Source organism: Clostridium sp. (assembly GCF_036660475.1).
Lineage (GTDB): Bacteria > Bacillota > Clostridia > Clostridiales > Clostridiaceae > Clostridium_J.
In genome coordinates this window covers 456,954-474,505 of the sequence record NZ_JAVXAO010000001.1, presented here as the reverse complement: position 1 = coordinate 474,505, position 17,552 = coordinate 456,954, and the positions used below count along the sequence as shown (strand labels likewise).

Annotated in this window: 13 protein-coding genes and 2 riboswitches; of the genes, 11 read left to right on the top strand and 2 right to left on the bottom strand. The window is 31.2% G+C overall.

Annotated features, from left to right (window positions below):
* Positions 1 to 73: 73 nt before the first annotated feature.
* The 5 genes from RSA29_RS01985 (at position 74) to RSA29_RS01965 (ending at position 4,775) form a co-directional block, all read left to right on the top strand.
* The gene (locus RSA29_RS01985; RefSeq protein ID WP_346941601.1) at positions 74 to 712 is read left to right on the top strand and encodes a response regulator transcription factor; all 639 of its coding nucleotides are present in this window, start codon (positions 74 to 76) and stop codon (positions 710 to 712) included.
* 257 nt (positions 713 to 969) lie between these two features.
* Positions 970 to 1,905, top strand: coding sequence for an ABC transporter ATP-binding protein (locus RSA29_RS01980; protein ID WP_346941602.1), 936 nt, complete (start codon positions 970 to 972; stop codon positions 1,903 to 1,905).
* 12 nt (positions 1,906 to 1,917) lie between these two features.
* Positions 1,918 to 3,012: an ABC transporter permease gene (locus RSA29_RS01975; RefSeq protein ID WP_346941603.1), complete on the top strand. Its 1,095-nt coding sequence runs from the start codon at positions 1,918 to 1,920 to the stop codon at positions 3,010 to 3,012.
* Positions 3,003 to 4,094, top strand: coding sequence for an ABC transporter permease (locus RSA29_RS01970; protein ID WP_346941604.1), 1,092 nt, complete (start codon positions 3,003 to 3,005; stop codon positions 4,092 to 4,094). The genes RSA29_RS01975 and RSA29_RS01970 overlap by 10 nt, the downstream gene beginning before the upstream one ends.
* Positions 4,095 to 4,472: 378 nt before the next feature.
* Positions 4,473 to 4,775: a hypothetical protein gene (locus RSA29_RS01965; protein WP_346941605.1), complete on the top strand. Its 303-nt coding sequence runs from the start codon at positions 4,473 to 4,475 to the stop codon at positions 4,773 to 4,775.
* A gap of 357 nt (positions 4,776 to 5,132) precedes the next feature.
* On the opposite strand, the gene RSA29_RS01960 is transcribed toward RSA29_RS01965, so the two are convergent.
* Together RSA29_RS01960 and RSA29_RS01955 are read right to left on the bottom strand one after the other, a co-directional pair.
* Positions 5,133 to 6,413: an SPASM domain-containing protein gene (locus RSA29_RS01960; protein WP_346941606.1), complete on the bottom strand. Its 1,281-nt coding sequence runs from the start codon at positions 6,411 to 6,413 to the stop codon at positions 5,133 to 5,135.
* Positions 6,414 to 6,654: 241 nt separating this feature from the next.
* Entirely contained in the window at positions 6,655 to 6,798 is a 144-nt protein-coding gene (locus RSA29_RS01955; RefSeq protein ID WP_346932543.1) for a hypothetical protein, read from the bottom strand.
* Between the two features lie 381 nt (positions 6,799 to 7,179).
* On the opposite strand from RSA29_RS01955, the gene RSA29_RS01950 reads away from it, so the two are divergent.
* From RSA29_RS01950 to cobN, 6 genes are all read left to right on the top strand, one after another.
* On the top strand, positions 7,180 to 8,028 hold the full coding sequence (locus tag RSA29_RS01950) for an AraC family transcriptional regulator (RefSeq protein ID WP_346941607.1): 849 nt from the start codon (positions 7,180 to 7,182) through the stop codon (positions 8,026 to 8,028).
* Positions 8,029 to 8,153: 125 nt separating this feature from the next.
* Positions 8,154 to 8,331: riboswitch (cobalamin riboswitch) on the top strand.
* Between the two features lie 139 nt (positions 8,332 to 8,470).
* Positions 8,471 to 8,650, top strand: a riboswitch (cobalamin riboswitch).
* A gap of 219 nt (positions 8,651 to 8,869) precedes the next feature.
* Positions 8,870 to 10,306 (top strand): ABC transporter substrate-binding protein, encoded by a 1,437-nt coding sequence (locus RSA29_RS01945; protein WP_346941608.1) that lies wholly within the window; start codon positions 8,870 to 8,872, stop codon positions 10,304 to 10,306.
* 87 nt (positions 10,307 to 10,393) lie between these two features.
* Positions 10,394 to 11,422, top strand: a complete 1,029-nt coding sequence (locus tag RSA29_RS01940; RefSeq protein WP_346941609.1) for an iron ABC transporter permease — start codon at positions 10,394 to 10,396, stop codon at positions 11,420 to 11,422.
* Entirely contained in the window at positions 11,419 to 12,627 is a 1,209-nt protein-coding gene (locus tag RSA29_RS01935; protein ID WP_346941610.1) for an ABC transporter ATP-binding protein, read from the top strand. The genes RSA29_RS01940 and RSA29_RS01935 overlap by 4 nt, the downstream gene beginning before the upstream one ends.
* Before the next feature lie 22 nt (positions 12,628 to 12,649).
* On the top strand, positions 12,650 to 13,798 hold the full coding sequence (locus tag RSA29_RS01930; protein WP_346941611.1) for an adenosylcobinamide amidohydrolase: 1,149 nt from the start codon (positions 12,650 to 12,652) through the stop codon (positions 13,796 to 13,798).
* Complete coding sequence (gene cobN, locus RSA29_RS01925; protein WP_346941612.1) at positions 13,791 to 17,546, top strand: cobaltochelatase subunit CobN; 3,756 nt, start codon at positions 13,791 to 13,793, stop codon at positions 17,544 to 17,546. The genes RSA29_RS01930 and cobN overlap by 8 nt, the downstream gene beginning before the upstream one ends.
* Positions 17,547 to 17,552 lie beyond the last annotated feature (6 nt).

The following is a 17,552-nucleotide window of genomic DNA, read 5'->3' as shown; positions in this document are numbered from 1 at the left end:
TAATTTAAAAGAAAATAAAACTTGGAAAATTGAGCGCTGAGAATTAAGATGGTAAGTAAGAATGGAGTATAACATGAATAAAATTAAGTTGTTAATTGTAGATGATGAAAAGTTAATTAGGGAAGGGTTAAAGATAATGCTTTCTCTTTTTGAAGATATAGAAGTGGTTGGCCTTGCTGAAAATGGCTATGAGGCTTTAAATATATGTAAAGATGAACCTGTGGATGTGGTTCTTATGGATATAAGAATGAAGGATTGCGACGGGGTTATGGGCACAAGACTCATTAAGGAGCAGTTTACTAAAATAAAGGTAATCATCCTTACAACCTTTAAGGATAAGGAATATATTCAGGATGCCTTAAAATATGGAGCTTTTGGTTATATGCTAAAGGACAGCTCCCATGATGTTATTTATGAAGGAATAAAGACTGCATATAAAGGTAATATGGTGGTGCATCCAGATGTGGCAGTTGAAATGATGGGAACTGGCGGTACTATAAAGGCGAACCTTGAAAAATATGGTCTTATTAAAAAAGAGATAAAAATTATTGAGGGTATTGCAAAGGGGTTATCCAATAAGGAGATTGCGGAAGAAATGTTTTTATCTGAAGGAACCATTAAAAATAATATAACAAATATCCTTTCAAAGCTGGAGCTTAGGGATAGAACTCAAATCGCAATTTTTGCTTTTAAAAGTGGAATGGTTAATTGATAATAAAGATTTACATAAGTAAAAGTTATTTACATATGAATAGATATTTTTAGAAAGAAAAGCTATTTACATATGGAGAATGACTTTTAGAAATGAAATAGTGACTAAAGTCATTTAACAAATGACTTTAAGGTGTAGGAAGCCTCTTAGGATTAGTTTATTATAATGTTATGAACTATGGCCGGTGCAAAAAGCAACCAAGGAAAGCCATAGATGAAGTGTCATAATATATAGTAAGTCTTAGGAGGTTTTTTTTTATGGGAATTATAGAAGTTCAAAATGTTACAAAGCGATTTAATGATAAATTGGTTTTAGATAATGTTAGCTATGAGGTTGGAAAAGGAGAAATATTTGGGTTTATTGGACCTAATGGAGCTGGAAAATCCACCTTGATTAATATAATGACAAGTCTTTTAGTGCCAGACAGTGGTACCATTAAAATTTGTGGTTTTGATATTCTAAACGAGCCAATTAAAGCTAAGGAGTGTATGGGTTATGTGCCTCAAGAGTTAGCGCTTATAGAGGAACTTAATGCCTATGATAACCTAGAGTTTTTTGGGGCTTTATATGGTTTAAAGGGTAAGGAGTTAAAGGAAAGAATTAAAGAAGCTTTAAAGGTTACAGGGCTTGAGGACACTAAAAAACAAAAGGTTAAAAAATTTTCAGGTGGAATGAAGAGAAGGTTAAACATTGCAGCGGCAATCCTTCATCATCCAAAGGTTTTAATTCTGGATGAGCCTACAGTTGGGGTTGACCCACAGTCTAGAAATCATATATTCTCCTTTGTAAAGAACATTTGCAATGAGTGGGGAACAACGGTTATTTATACTTCACACTACATGGAGGAAATTGAGGAGCTTTGTCAAAGAGTATTCATCATTGACCTTGGAAAAGAAGTTGCATATGGAGAAAGAGAGGATATCAAGGCTTCAGTATTTCCAAATAATAAGGTGATAATTGAAGCAAAGGGAATAAAGGGTGAAATTTTAGTCGGGTTAAAAGAAATATCTGGAATTATCAAGGTTTCTGAAAATGAAGATAAAATTGCGTTAACCATTAACTCTGATTTCAAGCTTGGAGCTGTATTATCATATCTTGAAAAAAGTGATATCACCATAAAGAAAATCAGCTACGAGGAAGCCAAGCTTGAGGATGTGTTCCTTTCAATAACAGGAAAGAATTTAAGGGATTAGGGGGAGTTATTTATGAGAATGTTTTATTATGTGAAAACTACCCTTAAGGGAATGGTATCCAGTGGTGTGGTAACAATTATTTATTTTATCCTCTTTCCTATAGTACTGGCTGGATCCATGGGTTTTGTTATGGATATGAGTTCCGGAAGTGAATTAAAAGTAAAGAACATTAATGTACAGATAATAGATGAAGATAAAAGTGAATTATCTAAGAGTCTAGAGGAATTTCTTAAAAGTGAAGAGGTTAGTGAAGTAGTTACATTGGTGGATGAAAAACCAGATGTGGAGCTCATGATAAAAAAGGGCTATGAAGAAAATGCTTTAGCTTTAAATAAGGATAGTATAACAATTAATAGAAAAACTGAAAGTATGGAGATTTCCACAAATACCTTAAAAATAATTTTAGATAATTATCATCAAGGTTTATATGTTTCTCTAGCAGGTGGAGATGTAAGTCAGCTTAATAAGGTTACAGGACAATCTATAATTGAAAATGTGATAGTGGATAAGCCACAAAAAGAAAACTTTTATGAGAAGATGGCAGTATCAATGCTGGGCTTTGTCATAGCAATGCTTTTAGTTGGACTTCTTCAAGGTGGGTATTCAGATTTATCTATAAACCTGGATAAAAGAGCTAAAGTGGCTCCAATTAGCAAGCTACAGTATTTACTTTATGATTCGGCAGGGATTTTTATATACTCCTTTATAATAATAGGGCTTTATGTATTTTTCTTTAGATTTACAGGGATAACCTTTAAGGGAAGTATATTGGGATTACTAAGTATAGTAACTTTAGCTACTGTTTTTGTGGTTTCAATTGCAAAATGCATTACTACAGTATTTGGGGGTAAGATTGGAAAAGTTATCAGTGTCATATTATTTATTATGCCGATTATAGGTGGAGAAATCTTCTCCTTTGGTTCAAATGCAGTGGCGCTGTTAACCCCAACCCATTATATAAATAACGTGATTAATATATACATCTTAAATGGAAATTTACAAGGCACTGGGAAGTGGATAGGAATCATAGTTATAACATCCCTGGTTTTATTCTCAATTGCTATGGTAAAAGAGTGGCTAGGCTCTAGGAGGAAATTATGCGTTTAATGAGATTAACTTTAATTAATATGAAAAGACAATTGAAAAATCCGTTATTTTTAATTATGAGCTTAGTTATGCCAGTAATTTTGGTGGTGAATGTATTTGGTGGTAGATCTAAGGAGGAAATGAAGGTAATAGGAAGTATTGGCATAATTAATAGTAGTAATTCTGTTTATTCGGAAAAGCTTGTTGAAAACCTTAGTGAAAGATATGATGTATCACATATTATTGGAGAAGAGGAAAGCAATGGAGATAATATTAGAAACCTAATCATGGATAATAAGTTAATGGTGGTTTATGAAATAGGAGAAGATTTTCAACGTGCTTTAAAAAAAGGTGAAATACCTAAAATTAAATGCTATAGAACGGAAGGAACAACAGGAACAATTATTGCAGAGAATATCATAACAACTTATATTAACAGTGTTGCTAAAGAAAGTGTAAGTGAAGGTTTAAGCTTAAATGCCATTACTACAGAGATAACAAACAGCAGTAATGATAAGAGTAAAGGTACTACAACCACTGCAGTGTTAATGATTTGCTATTTTATGATGATTGGTGGATCTGTTATCACAGATGATTTGCTAAAGCTGAAAAGCCAGAAGGTTTTAAAAAGAACCATATCTACAGCAAATTCAGATAAAGAAGTGGTTGGAAGCATATTTTTAGCAGCCTTTTTAATTCAAGGTATCATTAGTACGGTAGGATTTTTCATTGTAAAACCTATTATTAAATTGGAAAACTGTAATATTCCTTTAATAATATTAGTTATTTTTCTAGGAAGCTTAGTTGCTACAGCTATAGTGTCTGCAGCAACAAGATGGATAAAGAACCCTCCTATGGCAAGCTTATTTGTGGTTCTTTATGGATTGTTATCCTATGGAGCAGCAATGGCTGGAACAATCTCTAGTTCTCTAGAAAACGTACCAGAAATCATTACAAGAATAAGTACAATCTCACCCTTTACATGGTTATTTAAAATAATGGAAACCGGTGAAATTTTAATACCAACATTAGTAATAGTTTTAATATCTCTTGTATTTTTTACAGCAGGAAGCTTTAGATTAAGAGAATTTGCAAAGGAATAATTTGAAAAAATAGACTTTATAAAAACTCACTTATAATTGTTATGGAGAACCGTATCATAAATAAATAAAGTTTTTACAATTAGATCAAAGAGCCTTAATAATTATTAGGGCTTTTTTTATGTTTAATCTGTAGAATAGAGGGTATAAATTTAGAAGAGTATAACTTTATTGTTGAATATAAACTAGGAATAGGAATAGGAATAGGAATATTTATTTGAAAGATATTATAGCAAAGAGATAAACAGACGAAGGTTATTCTGATAGAATATAATAAGGAGCATTATAAAGCCAATTACTAAATTTTTAGTTTGAGTAATTAAAAGTATATTTAAGTCTATATAATAATAGGAAAAAATAATTAATATTGGAGTGAAAAAAATGGGAACATTAGAGAAAAAATTACAACAGGAAGTTGTTAAAAATTGTGAAATAGCAGAAAAAGAATGTGGTTGTAAAATGACAAGATTTTTAGAAACAATAGATAGATTTGGAATAGTTAAAACTGCACAGGAAATTTTAAGAAAAGGTAGGACATCTGATTGTTTTAATAAATTAGTAGAAGTGGGACGCATTGAATTAACAATGGAATCAACAATTGTTAAAGCTCAATACGCAGAATTATTTACTGATGAAGAAGTAAATAATTGTTATGATTTATTATGTGAAAATGGATATTACTAAAAAGAATGAGGAATTCTTGCAGTTGGTGTATTTTTAGGGCAGACAATTAGAAGAAGATTCACCATATACAAATGCAAAGCCACATCTTGTTATTGAGTGTGTAGAATATAAAGAAGTATTAAGTGATTTTATTCGAAAGATATGCGGAAAATTACCAATGCAAAAGCTTAAAAAGAAAAAGAGTTACAATCAATAAGAAAATAAATGGTTAAATTATAATTCAGCCTATAGTTTATAGCTTAATTAATCGTATAAATGCCCCAAGTAGTACACGCTTATTTACTACTTGGGGCTATTTAAATTATTTTAGCTAAAGCATAACTTATGTTAAAATATATGAAAGCTTGTCCACTATAATCATATTAAGGCGTTATGTGATTTGATTTTATGCTTGATTTGAATTATTCTTGGAATATATTCATTAAAGAAATCTTTTTTGCATGAAACATGATGTAAGATCTCTTCTTGTCTTGGACAACCTCCGTTACATAGTCCTATATAACAGCATTTCATACAATCACTACTAATTTTACGATTAACAAGTTTATAAAATGAACTATTCATATTTTTTTGATATATGGTGGTCACTGCTCGTTCTGGGGATCCAGTATGGGCTGAACATTTATAAATTGAACCCTCAGTATCAAAAGACCATTGACAAAGGCTTGATATTCCACAGTTTAATGCCCATAGTTTAGGCTCTTTGTTATATGTTGAACTAATATACTCTTGACAGTCACAAATGGACTTAGCGGTCAATCCAATATCTCCATGAATTGATTCATCATCAATATCTTCAGTATAAGGATCTACTGGGTTTAAGCTTACTTCAATTTGATCCATAGGAAGTTGATTTGTTATTTCAATTAAATCATCTAAAAGATTATCTCTATTATCTTTATCAACATTCATGCGAATTATTACACTATAAGATTTAGATAAGGATAAATATTCCTTGATGTTAGAGAGGATAATATCATAACTTCCTCTTCCATCCTTGAAAATTCTTCTTGTGTCATGGGCATCTTTTTTACCATCCAATGTAATCTGAAAACTCTTAATATAAGGGAAAATATAACTGTAATTCATAAGGTTAACGCCATTTGTAATTACACGATAATTAGGTTTTAAGTCTAACTGATTGAATTTATCAAATAGATAATATAATATTTCTTTATTAGTAGTTAAGGGCTCTCCACCATAAAAAATAATATCAATTTTTTGTGTGCCCCACATTGCAATTTTTTCTTGTATCCAATTAAAATATCCATCTATTACATCGGGTGTAATCTCTAGACTGTCTTTGTTTTCAAATAAATTATTTTGTATGCAGTAGGTGCAAGCAAGGTTACATTTTCTACTAGGAACTAGAAAAATACCTAATGTTTCTTTTTCTGCATTCATGGTAGTTAATTCAAATTTATAAATATCCTCAGAATTTAATTCTTCATGGATTAAAATATAGCTATTTAAAAGAAATTGAATAGTAGCTTCATTAATTTTATCCCAATCACCTTGATGTAAATGGTTTAACATTTTATTGGATACCTTAAGTGTTGTTTTTGATACTGAATTAAAAATCATGTTTGTGTCATTATCTATTGGCCATATTTTGTTAAAAGTCGATAATTTGTACATAATAATCCTCCTTGTATAACTTTTTAAAATAGATAGTTGATTTTATAATAATAAACTGAAAGTAATTGCTAAAATCATTACTTTAGATTACATCTTATTAGTATGTTTTCCATTAGAGTTTTAATAAAATAATGTTATTATATTTAAAGCATATATTTATGTTTCTTTAATTTTGTACATTAATTAGATATAAAATAGTCAGTGCATGAGATTAAATTAATCTATATTTTTAATTAATATATTATTTAATTTCTATTACAGGTCTACAAAATTCACATGCAAAATCGGATTTGCCGAAAGTTCCAGTTCTTGGTTCATCAAGTATTATTATGTCCTCATCATTTAAATTATATTGTTGATCTTCGTTGATATATATATTATCCATAAAATCACCCTCCCATTTATAAAATGTAATGCACTGACTATTCTATGACAATAGATTAAGGTTTGATGGAATTTACAAAGCAATTAGATTGAATTTATATAAAAGTAACAATCTATAGATATTTATATGTTACAATCTTGGGTATATTCTTAATGTTTTAATATTCTAATAACAATTTATGATAAGATATAAATTGTTAAGTATAGATTTTAAAAGTAAATTTCAAGAGGTATAATATTACTAATGATTAAGTTCAACTATTAAATTAGTTTTATAGAACAGATAAAAAATCATATAAATTAAACCTATCATTGAGTAGCATTTAAAGACAGGACAAGTGTATAGAAAATGTTTAATATAGAAATAGAGAGGAGTGGTTTTATGGATTGGCTTGATTCAATGAATATGGCGGTAGAATATATTGAGGATAACATTACCGAGAAGCTTGATATTGAAAAGGTGGCGAGAATAGCATTATCATCTACGTTTCACTTTCAGCGCATGTACCATATGATAACTGGTGTTACAATAGCTGAATATATACGAAGAAGAAGGCTTACACTGGCTGCACAAGATATTATATCTGGGGAAAAGATTATTAATGTAGCTTATAAATATTGCTATGAAACACCAGAAGCATTTACAAAAGCTTTTGGTAAAATGTATGGAATGAGCCCCTCAGCTGCGCGCGAGCTAGGAGCAAATCTCAAGGCATATCCAAAGCTAACCTTTCATATTTCAATAAAAGGAGATAAAGATATGAATTATAAGATTGTTGATAAAGAGAGCTTTACAGTAGTAGGTAAGCAGGGAAGAATAACTATGGTGAATGGAGAAAACTTTAAGCAAATACCAGAATTTTGGGACGATTGTATGAAGGATGGTTCATACCAGTGGCTTAAATCAAAGGCAGGAAACCTTGGTGTATTAGGCATATGTAAGGATTTTGGAGATAATGAATTTAATTACATGATAGGTGTTGAGGAAATCAAAGATACTCTTCCAAGAGGATATATTTCATCAACTATACCAGCTGCAACTTGGGCTGTATTTGAATCAGTTGGAGCACTGCCTGATGCTATACAAGATCTTAATAGAAGGATATTTACAGAGTGGATGCCGTCTACAGGATATCAGCATGCTTGCGCACCAGAACTTGAGGTTTATCCTGAAGGTGATTTACACTCTTCAGATTATAAATGTGAGATTTGGATTCCTGTTAAGAAATAATGGGGATGGAAATTATTTTAGACTGGCATTAAAACAAAGAATGTAAAATATATTTTGATATAGTAAATAAACCTGTTGCAATAGGGATTTCTATATGGTAATATAAGCAAGTGATAATTAATTAAATATTATGAAATGTTTTAGGTTCCAATTAAAGGAATAATAGGGAAAATGGTGAAAATCCATTACAGTCCCCGCTACTGTAAACATAGACGAATCCTAAGAGCCACTGGAGTAATTCTGGGAAGGTAGGATGAGAATGAAATGTAAGTCAGGAGACCTGCCTAAAGCTAGATGTGAAACTTCGGAGGGAAGAGAAGCAAGAGAGTGATATGATTGACTTTATAATAAATATATAAAGTTTGTTATTTGTGCTTTATATGTTTGTAATTTGAAACCCTCCATTTTATGGAGGGTTTATTTTTTTGAAAAGGTACTAAAATTAAATATTTAAATATTAGGTTCCAAGCAAGGGAATAATAGGGAAAATGGTGAAGATCCATTACAGCCCCCGCTACTGTAAACATAGACGAATCCTAAAAGAGCCACTGGAGTAATTCTGGGAAGGCAGGATGAGAATGAAATGTAAGTCAGGAGACCTGCCTAATATTTGTGATTGGTTTTCGGTGGGAAAATGTTTTAGCTATTTTAAATCAGTATTTTAATTAATATTTTAATTAGAATACTCTAAATTAGCGTATAAAAAACTCCGATAAGGAGTTTTTTTTATATAAGTGATTAGAAACTTAATGGCTGCAGCATAAGTTTCTAATTTATCCCCCTGAAAGCTATATACAAAAATGTATATAGCTTTATTTTTATTGAAAAAGGAGTGAATAGTATGAATAATTTATTTAAAAAACTTGTATCATTAGTATTTGTTCTAGTCGTAGTATTAACAACAGTGTTAGGTTGTTCTAATAGTAAAAAGTCGCCAACAGGAGATGCGGATGTAAATAAAGAAAATAATAGTGAAATTGCTACTCTAGTAGAAAATGAAAAGGTGTTTTTATCATTTAAAGATCTTGTGAGTAGAGTTGGAGGGGAATTTACTTTTGATGGTGATAAGGCTGTCGCTAAATGTGGTAAAGACAATATAGAAGTCTATAAGGATAAAAAGGAAGCTAGTTTAAATTCTAAAAATATTGTGCTTAAAGAATCTCCAAAGGTTAAGGATGGGGAGTTATACGTCCCAATAACTTTTGCAGATGAAACAATAGATGCAAAGATAAGTTATAACAAAGAAACTAATAATATAGATGTTAAGACAGAAGTTAAAATAGATTATAGCAAGTCTTTTAGTGTTAATTATTTAAAAGGTGGATTAAAGAAAGTTGTTGATGGAGACAAGAGAACATTAGTATTAGTTCCAAAAGGAAAAGAAGTACCAGGGGAATATAAAAATGAAATTGTAATAAGTACACCAATAGATAATGTGCTTTTGGGGTCTACTACTCAAGCGTGTCATATAAGGGCTTTAGACTTAGTTGATAGCGTTAAAGGTGTTACTACGGAAATGGATCAATGGAGAATACCAGAAATAAAAGAGGCAATGGAAAATGGAAAGATTGAATATGTTGGAAAAAATGATGCACCAGACTATGAAAAGATAACAACATTAAAGCCTTCTTTAGCAATTACATATTCAGGTCCAAGTGGATTACGGGATATGATGCAGAAGCTTGATGAAGTAGAAATAAACTATGCAGTGTGTAATGAATATTTAGAGGAAAATCCACTTGGAAGAATGGAATGGATTAAATTTATTGGTGCTTTTTATGATAAGGAAGAAGAGGCGACAGAGTACTTTAATAATACTGTTGCTAAGTTAGATGAAATGAAAAGTAAGATTTCTGGTGTGGAAAAACCTAAAGTGTCTTGGGGAATGATATCTAAGGGTAAGGTCTATGTTCCGGAACCAGATTCTTATGTTGCTAAAATGATTGAAATGGCAGGCGGAGAATATGTATTTAAGGAAAAAAACATAGGCGGAGGAAATATTAGCTTGGAAGATTTTTATGCAAAATCAAAAGAAGCGGATGTACTTATTTATTCATCTATGAATCAATATTCACCAACACTAAAATCTGTTGTAGAGCAAGCACCTATATTGGAAGATATTAAAGCTGTGCAAAACAAAACAGTGTGGTGTTTTCATCCAGATTACTATCAATCTATAGATAAAACAGATGAATTAATAATTGATTTAGCTGCCATGTTCCACAGTGATATTTATAAAGATTATGAAGTGAAACATTACATTAATTATAAAGAATAAAATAATAGGTACAAAATAATGAGGGGTTAAAAGTGGATAGGTTAATTTAATTCACTTTTAACAATCCTCTTTTAAGAAGGTGTATATATGAACTTTATTAAAAAAGATAAAAGGAAATATTGTATTTTATTTATTTTGTTAGCGATTATAGTTTCCATTACTTTTTGCACTTGCGTAGGTTTTGGATCAGTTAAAATTGGAATATCTGAAGTGTTTAATATATTAACTGGAAATGATATACAGAATAGTGTTAATCATAAAATAGTGTGGAATATAAGGTTTCCAAGAGCTATAGCTTCATTGATAGGAGGATGTGCTTTAGCTGTTTCAGGACTCTTGTTACAAATATTTTTCAAAAATCCTATAGTTGAACCTTATGTTTTAGGGGTATCTTCTGGAGCTACTCTATGCGTAGCTTTTATTATGTTAGGTGGTGCTAAATTAGGGTTCGAATCAATATCTCCCCTTAATATGTTTTTTGCAGCGTTTATAGGATCTTTATCTATTACTATAATTGTAGTGTTTTTTGCAGGAAAAGTTAAGAGTGTAGTTACTCTTTTAGTAATAGGAATAATGGTAGGGTACATATGTAGTTCAGTTACGAATGTATTAGTAACCTTTGCGGATAAAGAGAGACTACAGGGATTTACTATGTGGACTTTAGGAAGTTTTTCTGGATTTACATGGCAAAGTATAAAAATATTAGTTTTGATTGGAGTTCCAACTATATTAGCAACTAGTTTTATAGTAAAACCATTAAATGCTTTTTTATTAGGTGAAGAGTATGCGGAAAGCATGGGAGTAAGAATTAAGGTGCTTAGAGTTGTTATAGTTTTAATATCAAGCATACTTGCGGCTGTAGTCACAGCTTTTGCAGGGCCAGTATCTTTTATAGGATTAGCTGTACCACATATATCAAGGTTAGTTTTTAAAACTTCAGATAATAGAGTTTTAATACCTGCAACTATTTTGATGGGAGGAATAGTAACATCTCTTTGTGACCTTGCTTCAAGAACTTTACTAGCACCTATGGAGCTTCCAATAAGTGCAGTAACTTCTTTTATCGGGGCACCTATAGTTATATTTCTCATATTAAAGAGGAGGACATCAATATGAAAATCGTAAATACTGTAGATCTCTCTGTAGGATATGGGAAAAAAGTTGTTGTAGAAGGAATAAATATTAGTGGGTATAAAGGTCAAGTATTATGCTTATTGGGACCTAATGGTGCTGGGAAAACAACAATTTTGAGAACTATGTCGGGGCTGTTAGCACCTATTAGTGGAAAAATTTACGTAAAAGGTAAAAATATAGCAGAGATTAACAAAAAGAGCTTAGCAAAGCTATTGGCAGTTGTCTTAACTAAAAAATTACAAGGTGAACTTATGACAGTATTTGATATTGTGGCTACAGGTAGACACCCACATACAGGATACTTTGGAAAGCTAAAAGAAAAGGATATAAAAAAAATTGTTGAAGCACTAAAAACAGTAAATGCAGAATATTTAGCTGAGAGATATTTTGATGAGTTAAGTGATGGGGAGAAACAAAAGGTTTTAGTTGCAAGGGCATTAGTTCAGGAGCCAGAGGTTATAGTTTTAGATGAACCAACTACGCATTTAGATATACGTCATAGATTAGAACTTATAGATATATTAAAAAATTTAAGTAAAGAAAAAGGGATTACTGTAATTCTATCTTTACACGAAATAGATATAGCACTAAAAAGTTGCGATAAGGTTGTTTTAGTTAAAGATGGTAAAATTATTGCTTATGGAGTTCCGGAAGATGTGGTTAGTGAACAGATTATTAAAGATTTGTATGGAATAAAAGATGCATCATTTAATAATCTGTTAGGGTCTGTAGAAATATCAAATAAATTTGAGTCACATGTTTTTGTTATAGGTGGAGGCGGGTTTGGAACACCTATTTATAGAATGTTAACTAAACATCATATTGGATTTTCAACTGGAATAATTCATAAAAATGATGTTGATTATGAAATTGCAAGAACTATAGGAATAAATATAGAAGCAGAAAATGCGTTTGAAGAAATTAATAATATAACATTTGAAAATGCTGTGAAAAGTATAGCTGACATGGATATAGTAATAGATTCAGGTTGTTATATTAGTAGAATGAATGAGAAAAATATGGATTTGCTTAGGTGTGCATTAAAAAAAGGTAAAACCATTTTAAGTATTAGAGACGAAGATGATATAAAAAAGGTTTATGGTGATAACTATTACAAAGTGATTTGTTGTGGCAATATGGAAAATTTAATAAAAGAGATTAAAAAAGCAGGGAAGAATATTACGTAGTAAATTGAAGGGAGAGGTAATTATGGGAATGATCTATAAATTATCAACAGGAGATGAGATTCATAGATATAAGAAGAGCATAGTTATGCAATTTAATGGGAAAAGAAAGGTTTTAAGTACTTCTGTAATTAATGGGGGATATAATGAAGAGCTAAAATGTGTATTTAATCATGATTGTAATCAAGGAGCAGGAATAGCTTGTAAACTAAGAGCGGCTACTTATAAGGAACATATGGCGATTATAGCTAGAGAATTAGGATTAGAAGTTGATACTACAGCGGGGATTTCAACAGCAGCATCTATGGAAAATGTGGCTATTAAGATGGAATCTTTTAGGGGAATAAGTGTTACAGCTATTGTTACTGGAGGTATTGAGGTCAATGGAGGAAGAGTAGGGGACCCGGCATCTTACTATGAAGTTGAGGGTAAATATGAGCAAATAAAAGAAGGAACTATAAATATAATTTTACTTATAGATGCTAATTTACCAGCAGAAACTATGGTAAGAGCGCTAGTGACTTGTACTGAGGCAAAAACTGCAGCAATCCAGGAGTTGATGGAAGGAAGTAAGTATTCAAGTGGAATTGCCACTGGATCAGGTACTGATGGAACTATATTGGTATCTAATGCTGAATCAGATATGAAGTTAACTCATGCAGGAAAACATTCCAAACTTGGAGAGTTGATTGGAATTGCAGTTAAGGCAGCTGTTAAAGAGGCTTTATATTTACAAACGGGGTTATGTCCAGAGGGGCAACATAGCGTATTAAGAAGAGTCAAAAGATTCGGAATAAATGAAGATAGCGTGTGGGAAAAATATGTGATAATAATTACTAAAATAATGGAAGATAAAACAATACCAATACTCAAGAAGGCTAGTTTCATTCATAATTTTCACAATGTAGATGGAAGCAAGGAATTAGTGCCGTTATTGTCATTGTATATTCACTTAATTGATCAGTTTAACTGGGGGCTTTTATCGGGAGAGCAAGTTGTATATGAGTCACAAATTATGTTGAAAACCATTATGGAAAGATTCAATATTAATAACTCAATTAATATATTTAGTAAAAACTATGAAAATGGGTTTCAGGATGAAGTTGTAGAATTTGTTATAGATAATTTTGTGATAGTTATGGCACTTATAGCAGGAGGAATTAAAGATGTTTAGATTATTATTTATAACGTCTCCTATGGATTCGGTATATAAACTGAAAGCAGTGCAGGAGAGTTTAAAGAAAACATATGGTAATCAAATAGAATTAACATTTATGAATAGTTATAAAATAGATGAGGAATCAGAAGGTATTGAAGAGTGTTTTTGCGAAATTGATAAGTCAGATTTTGTCATTATAAGCTCTCATGGAGGATTAACTCGATTTAAAAGTCTGAGTAAGATAATAGATAAGTATGAGGGTGAAAAGAAATTCTTTATGCATTCAGGTATAGGAGATGAAAATGTAGAATTGCTTAAAAAATCTGGTATTTCTAATACTGAGTATAATGAGATACTTTGTTATTATTCTATAGATGATATGGCTAATTTAGAAAATATGATTTTATATCTAGGATGTAACTTTGGAAAGTATAAGTTTAATTATGAAAATCCCAAGAATCCGCAGTGGGAAGGAATATATTATCCAGGTAAAATTATTAAAAATCCCATTGACTATATAAGAGAAGTGAAAAAAAACAATAAACCTATAGTAGGAATTTTGTTTTACTATAAATATATGAATGAAAATAACACACTACATGTGGATAGTTTCATAAGAGAAGTAGAAAAGTTAGGCGGAGTTCCACTAGCAATATATACAGCTACTGTACCAAATGAGTCTATAGGGTGTAGAGGATTTCAATGGACTATGGATAACCTGTTAAGTGTTGAAGGAAAACCTACAGTAGATGTGATTATAAACACTATTGGATATTCACAAACAATATTAAGTAATCCTAGTGATGGAAGTAAAATGTTAGAAAATAGCATTTATGAACAGTTAGGCGTACCTGTGCTTCAAGTTCTAAACACTTATCAAAGTTATGAACAATGGAATGAGTCTATAGTGGGTGTTGATATGATGTCTTTAACAAGTTGTGTATATTATCCAGAATTTGATGGGCAAATTATTACAGTAACCGCTTCTTATTGTGAAAGAGAAAAAGACAATGTAGGTGAAAAATTAATTTTCAAGCCAATAAATGAGAGAGTTAATAAGATATGTAGACTTGCCTTAAACTGGGTAAAACTTAGAAATTTAGAGAGTGAAAATAAGAAGGTTGCTATACTATTTCATAATATGCCACCTAGAAATGATATGATTGGATGCGCTTTTGGGTTAGATACACCTACAAGTGTTTTTAATATGGTAGAAGCTTTAAAAATAGATGGCGTTTCTACAGCGTATGACTTTAAAGATGGAGATGACATAATCAATAGGATTATAAACGCTGTAAGTAATGATATGAGATGGTTAAGTGCCGAAAAATCTTTGGAGAAAAGTGTTGATATAATACCTGGGGATTTATATAGACATTGGTTTTCTAAGATTGATAAGCAAGTACAAGAAAAAATGATTGAGGATTGGGATTCTCCTCCAGGAGAATTCATGGTATGTAATGATAAAATTCCAGTGCCGGGAATTTTAAATGGAAATGTGTTTATAGGGTTACAGCCACCTAGAGGTCTTGAAGAAAAGGCAGAGCAGATTTATCATAGTACGGATATAGTACCACCGCATCAATATATAGCTTTCTATAAATGGATTAAACATGTATTTAAAGCTGATGTAATAGTTCATGTGGGAACTCATGGAACTGTAGAATGGTTACCGGGAAAAGAGATAGGGTTATCAGAGAAGTGTTATACAGATATTGCTATAGATGATATGCCTCACCTTTACCCTTATATTATTAATGTAGTTGGAGAAGGTATTCAAGCAAAACGAAGAGGTAGTGCCGTAATACTTGATCATTTAATTCCATCTTTAATGCAAAGTGGAACATATGGAGAAATGGAAAGTATTGATGAGTTAATAAAGCAGTACTACCATGCAAGGCAAGGAGATAATGGGAAAATAGATTTTATAAAAGAAGAGATAATAGGATTAGTTTTTAAAAACAATTATCAGTTAGATTTGAATATTACTAAAGATGAAATATATAAGGATTTTGAAGGCTTCATGGAAATTTTTCATGGTTGGATAGAAGAAATTAAAAATACTTTAATAAAAGATGGTCTTCACATATTTGGGAAGGTTCCTAAAGGTGATAGATACGAAAATTTAGTTTGTGCACTTTTAAGGTTGGGTAATGGAGATGTATTATCTTTAATTGAAGTGATATGTAATGCAAATGGATTTAGTTATGAAAGGTTAAGAGATGAACCTTATAAAACTGACAACAGTGGAATAACTAATCTTATGATATTAGATAAAATGGAAGAAGATGGAAGGGGTGTTATTAAGGAGTTGCATATGAAAAATTATGATATAGGAGAAATAGGTAATATTATAAGTAATCATTTTGCAAACTTAGATGAGAGAAAGTATGAAGAATTGGAGAAAACATTAAATTTTGCGGCTGTAGTAGTTAAAGGAAAGCTAGATTTAACTACAGATGAAATGAAGAATTTTATCCGTGGAATAAATGGAAAATTTATTCCTTCAGGTGGAGCAGGAAGCCCAACGCGTGGGAAGGTAGATATACTACCAACAGGAAGGAATTTTTATTCTATAGATCCAAATTCGGTTCCTACAAAGGCTGCGTGGAAGGTTGGAATGCAATTAGGGGATAGACTTATAGAAAGATATATAAATGATGAGGGGAAATGTCCGGAAACAGTAGCTATAATAATATACTCTGGAGAAACAATGAAAACCTGCGGTGATGATATAGCAGAAGTATTATATCTAATGGGTGTAAGACCTAAATGGTTAGGAAGTTCTGATAAAGTAATAGGATTAGAAGTAATTCCATTAGAAGAATTAAAGAGACCAAGAATTGATGTAACACTAAGAATTTCAGGACTTTTCAGAGATACTTTCCCTAATATTATTGAATTGGTTGAGGAGTCTGTTAATCTTGTAGCTGCCCTTGAAGAAGATGAAAATGAAAATTATATAAGAAAAAATGTATTAAATGAAATCAATTTATTGACTGCAGCTGGAATGTCATTGGAAGAAGCAAAAATTGAGGCTGGCATGAGAATATTTGGATGTCCACCAGGTACTTATGGAGCAGGGGTAAGTGTGCTTATTAATAGTAAAAAATGGGATGACGTAAGTGATTTAGGTAATGTATATACTCTTTGGGGAGGACATGCATATGGTAGTAAAGTACATGGTAAGAATGTTGAAGATGTATTTAAAAGAAGATTAGCTTTAACTCAGGTTACAGTTAAAAATGAATCTTCCCAAGAAATTGACATGTTAGAAAGCGATGATTTTTACAATTATCATGGGGGTCTTATTGCAGGAGTAAGGACTAATTCTGGAAAAATTCCGAGATCATATTGTGGAGATACTAGTGATCCATCAAAGGCTAAAGTTAAGGGATTAAAAGAAGAAACAGCAAAAATAATGAGATCAAGAATTTTAAATCCTAAGTGGTTTGAGGGACTTAAAGAGCATGGATATAAAGGTGCACAAGAAGTTTCAGGAATGATGGATTTTGTTTTTGGATGGGATGCAACAGCAGATAATATAGAGGATTGGATGTATGAAAAAATAAGTGAAACCTATATATTTGATGAAAAAAATAGAGAATGGATTAATGAGGTTAACCCTTGGGCAGTTCATAATATGACAGAAAAATTATTAGAGGCTCATCAAAGAGGAATGTGGAATGCTAAAGAAGAGAGCATAGAGGAATTAAAAAAGGTATACCTCCATGTAGAAGGGGATATAGAGAAATATAGTTAGAAGGAG